Raw genomic sequence first — 4,158 nt, forward strand, 5'->3', positions numbered from 1 at the left:
GAGCAGGGCCTGCAGAACCTGGGTTACCGTTTCCCTCACTGCTTCCCTCAAGATCATCTGGAGGGTATCCTGATCCATGGGGTACCTCCTCTCCCGTTGGTACCCCCATTCATACACATACCCTTACACATAATTCCTTACACGACCCGTAAAACAAAGGGAGGTCGTATGCGCAAATGGGCTATCCTTTTAGGGTTTTTCCTCATTGGCAGCCTGCCAGAATGTAGTAAAGACCCCGGAGACCCTTAAGCCCCTAGCCAGCGAGGGAAGCACCTACATCGCCCTCCTCAAGCCCGGGGCGGCAGCCGAGGCCTTGGCCCGGGACCACGGGCTTGCGCTGGCCGCGGAGGACCGGCTGGAGGCCCTGGGCATGGTGATTTTAAGAAACATCCCCCCAGGCCTGGCCCAGCGGCTAGCCCAGGACCCCCGTTTGCAAAGCCTCACCCCCGACCGGCCCGTCCAGGCCTACGCCCAAACCGTTCCCTGGGGGGTGGAGCGCATCGGAGCCCCCACCACCCAGGCCAAGGGAGGGAACGTGTCTGTATACGTGCTGGACACAGGGATTAAGGTGGGGCACAAGGATCTGACCAACCTCAAGGGGGGCTACGCGGTGGTAAAGTGCCGGGGGCGGTGCAAGGCGGTTTACGATGACGACAACGGCCACGGCACCCACGTGGCGGGCACCATCGCTGCGGTGAACAACACCGTGGGGGTCTTGGGCGTAGCCCCCGCAGCGGAGCTTTACGCGGTAAAGGTGCTCTCGGGCTCGGGATCGGGAAGCATCAGCGGGATCATCCAGGGCCTCAACTGGGTTATCACCCACAACAACGGGGGTAAGCCCAAGGTGGTGAACATGAGCCTAGGGGGCCCCGGAACCGATGATCAAGACGGACAGTACTGCCCCAGTGTCCGCTCCCAGGACGCTTTTCACAACGCCATCCAAAAAGCGGTGTGCGACTACGCCATTACCGTGGTGGTGGCCGCGGGCAACGACGGAGACAACGCTGCCAACCATACCCCCGCGGCCTACGACGAGGTGGTCACCGTGAGCGCCACCAACAGCCAAGACGACTGGCCCTCCTGGTCCAACTACGGCCCCGATGTGGACCTGGCCGCTCCAGGGGTAAGCATCCTTTCCACCTGGAATACCTCCACCACGGCCTACAACACCATCAGCGGCACCTCTATGGCCACGCCCCACGTGGCCGGAGCCGCGGCCCTGGTTCTCTCCCGCTACCCAACCTATACCCCGGGGCAGGTGAAGGCCGTCCTCTTGCAAAACGCCGAAAGCACAGCGAGCTGGACCAACACCTCGGGCCACCCCCGCCCAGAGCCCTTCCTAAACGTTAGAGGGTTCTAAACGGGCTTGGGGTTCCGCCGGGGATTCCTCGGCGGAACCTTTTTAGCACACAGCGAAGCAAAAGTTCCCTCAGGGCGCTTAGCCCACCCGCTCCACCCGAAGGAGGTTGGTGGTCCCCCGCACCCCAAAGGGCACCCCCGCGGCGATGACCACCCGGTCCCCGATCTGGGCCAGGCCCTCCTCCTTCACCGCCTTGAGGGCGATCTGCACCATATCGTCCGTGTCCTTGGGGTCCGGAGCTAGGCGGGGGAAGACTCCCCAAACCAGGGCCAGCTGGTGGACCACCTCGTGGTTCGGGGTGAGGGCCAGGATGGGCACCTGGGGCCGGGTGCGGGCGATGCGCCGGGCGGAACTCCCGGTGGCGGTGAAGACCACGATGGCCTTCGCCCCCACCGCCTCCGCCACGTCGTCCGCCGCCTGGGCGATGGCGTCTTGGGTGGTGGGGGTGGGGTGGGGCCTTAGGACGTTGAGCTTCTGGAGGAACTCCGGGGAGGCCTCCACCGCCCAGGCGATGCGGGCCATCATGGCCACCGCCTCCACCGGGTAGGCCCCGGAGGCGGTCTCCGCGGAGAGCATCACCGCGTCCGTGCCGTCAAAGATGGCGTTGGCCACGTCCGAGGCCTCGGCCCGGGTGGGGCTTGGGCTTCCCACCATGGACTCCAGCATCTGGGTGGCGGTGATCACCGGCTTCCCCGCGGCGATGGCCCGGAGGATGAGGCGCTTTTGCACGATGGGGACCTCTTCTAAGGGCATCTCCACCCCCAGGTCCCCCCGGGCCACCATGATCCCGTCCGCCTCCTCCAGGATCTCCTCAAAGCGGGCCACGGCGGAGGGCTTTTCTATCTTGGCCATGAGCTTGGCGGAGGAGCCATGACGGGCCAGGTAGTGGCGGGCGAGGAGGAGGTCATCCCGGCTGCGCACGAAGGAGACCGCCACCCAGTCCACCCCGATCTCCGCCCCCAGGGCCAGGTCCTGGATGTCCTTCTCGGAAAGCGCGGGGATGGAGAGGTCGGCCCCAGGGATGTTGATCCCCTTGTGGTCGGAGAGGACCCCCCCCACCTCCACCCGGGTGTGGATCTCTGGCCCTTGAACCGCTTCCACCACCAAGCGGAGCCGGCCGTCGTCCAAAAGGAGGACCTGCCCCGGGCGCACGTCCTCAGGGAGGCCCCTGTAGCTCACGGAAACGCCCTCCTCGTCCCCCTCCCGGGGCTCGGCGGTGAGGAGGAAGCGCTGCCCCGGCCTAAGCTCCACCCGCCCCCCCCTAAAGCGCCCCACCCGGATCTTGGGCCCCTGGAGGTCCTGAAGGAGGGCGAGGGGCCGGCCCAAGGCCTGGGCCACAGCCCGTACCAGGGCAGCCCGGGCCCGGTGGTCCTCGGGGGTGCCGTGGCTGAAGTTCAGGCGGAAGACGTCCGCTCCTGCCTCCGCCAGGGCCCGGATGGCCTCCCCCGTGGAGGTGGCGGGGCCCAAGGTGGCCACGATCTTGGTGCGCTTAAAAAGCCCCATAGCCCAGGTAGCGCGCCGAAGGCCCCAGCGCCTCCTCAATGCGGAGGAGCTGGTTGTACTTGGCAAGCCGGTCGGAGCGGGAAAGGGAGCCTGTCTTGATCTGGCCCGCGTTCACCGCCACCGCGAGGTCGGCGATGAAGGGGTCTTCCGTCTCGCCGGAGCGGTGGCTCACCACCGCCCGGTAGCCCGCCCGCTGGGCCAGGCGGATGGCCTCCAGGGTCTCGGAGAGGGTGCCGATCTGGTTCACCTTGACCAGGATGGCGTTGGCCACCCCCCGCTCAATCCCCTCCTTGAGCCGTGCCGGGTTGGTGACGAAGAGGTCGTCCCCCACCAGCTGGATCCTCCCCCCAAGCCGCTCGGTGAGGAGGCGCCAGCCCTCCCAATCGTCCTCCGCCAGGCCGTCCTCCAGGGAAACGATGGGGTAGTGCTCCGCCCAGGAGGCCCAAAGCTCCACCATCTCCTCCCCGGAGAGGGCCTTGCCTTCCCCTTCCAGGTGGTAGCGGCCCTCGCGGAAAAGCTCGCTGGCCGCCGCGTCTAGGGCCAGGCTCACCTCCTTCCCCGGGGTGTAGCCCGCCCGCTCAATGGCAAGGAGGAGGAGCTCTATGGCTTCCTCGTTGGCCTTGAGCTCCGGGGCAAACCCCCCCTCGTCCCCCACGTTGGTGCTGTAGCCCTTTTCCTTCAGGACGCCCTTCAGGGTGTGGAAGACCTCAGCCCCGATTTGGAGGGCCTCGGAGAAGCGCCCGGCCCCCGCGGGCACGATCATGAACTCCTGGAAGTCCAAGCGGTTGTCCGCGTGCTTGCCCCCATTCAGGACGTTCATGAGGGGGACGGGCAGGACCACCCCCTGGACCCCGCCCAAGTAGCGGTAAAGGGGGAGGCCCAAGGCCTCCGCCGCCGCCCGGGCCGTGGCCAGGGAGACGGAGAGGATGGCGTTGGCCCCTAGGTTGGCCTTGTTGGGGGTGCCGTCCAGCTCCAGCATGGCCCGGTCCACCCCCTCCTGGTCCAGGGCGTCCCGGCCGATGAGCTCGGGGGCAATGCGCTCGTTTACCGCGGCCACCGCCCGGCTTACCCCCTTGCCCAGGTAGCGCCGCCCCCCGTCCCGTAGCTCCAAGGCCTCGTGGGTTCCGGTGGAGGCCCCAGAGGGAACCATGGCCCGGCCCCGCACCCCCCCCTCCAGCTCCACCTCGGCCTCGAGGGTGGGAAAGCCCCGGGAGTCCAGCACCTCGCGCGCGCGTACACCCACGATGGTGGTCATGCCAGCACCTCTCCCTACGAGCTTACACCCTCAAGGGGGC

At 67.3% G+C, this 4,158-nt stretch carries 3 protein-coding genes; 1 reads left to right on the forward strand and 2 read right to left on the reverse strand.

Translation table 11 applies throughout. From position 1 onward, the window contains the following. Positions 1-205 precede the first annotated feature (205 nt). Positions 206-1,360, forward strand: a complete 1,155-nt coding sequence (locus tag WKI94_RS11480; protein ID WP_337845864.1) for a S8 family peptidase — start codon at positions 206-208, stop codon at positions 1,358-1,360. A gap of 78 nt (positions 1,361-1,438) precedes the next feature. On the opposite strand, the gene pyk is transcribed toward WKI94_RS11480, so the two are convergent. Then, the gene (pyk, locus tag WKI94_RS11485) at positions 1,439-2,863 is read right to left on the reverse strand and encodes a pyruvate kinase (protein WP_337845865.1); all 1,425 of its coding nucleotides are present in this window, start codon (positions 2,861-2,863) and stop codon (positions 1,439-1,441) included. After that, on the reverse strand, positions 2,850-4,118 hold the full coding sequence (gene eno, locus WKI94_RS11490) for a phosphopyruvate hydratase (RefSeq protein WP_337845866.1): 1,269 nt from the start codon (positions 4,116-4,118) through the stop codon (positions 2,850-2,852). The genes pyk and eno overlap by 14 nt, the downstream gene beginning before the upstream one ends. Positions 4,119-4,158 lie beyond the last annotated feature (40 nt).

The organism is Thermus sp., from assembly GCF_037444525.1.
In the GTDB taxonomy this organism is placed as follows: domain Bacteria; phylum Deinococcota; class Deinococci; order Deinococcales; family Thermaceae; genus Thermus.

Bases quoted from the DNA above. Each gene is read 5' to 3' on its own strand.
- pyk (WP_337845865.1), bottom strand. From the start codon at position 2,863: ATGGGGCTTTTTAAGCGCACCAAGATCGTGGCCACCTTGGGCCCCGCC.
- eno (WP_337845866.1), bottom strand. From the start codon at position 4,118: ATGACCACCATCGTGGGTGTACGCGCGCGCGAGGTGCTGGACTCCCGG.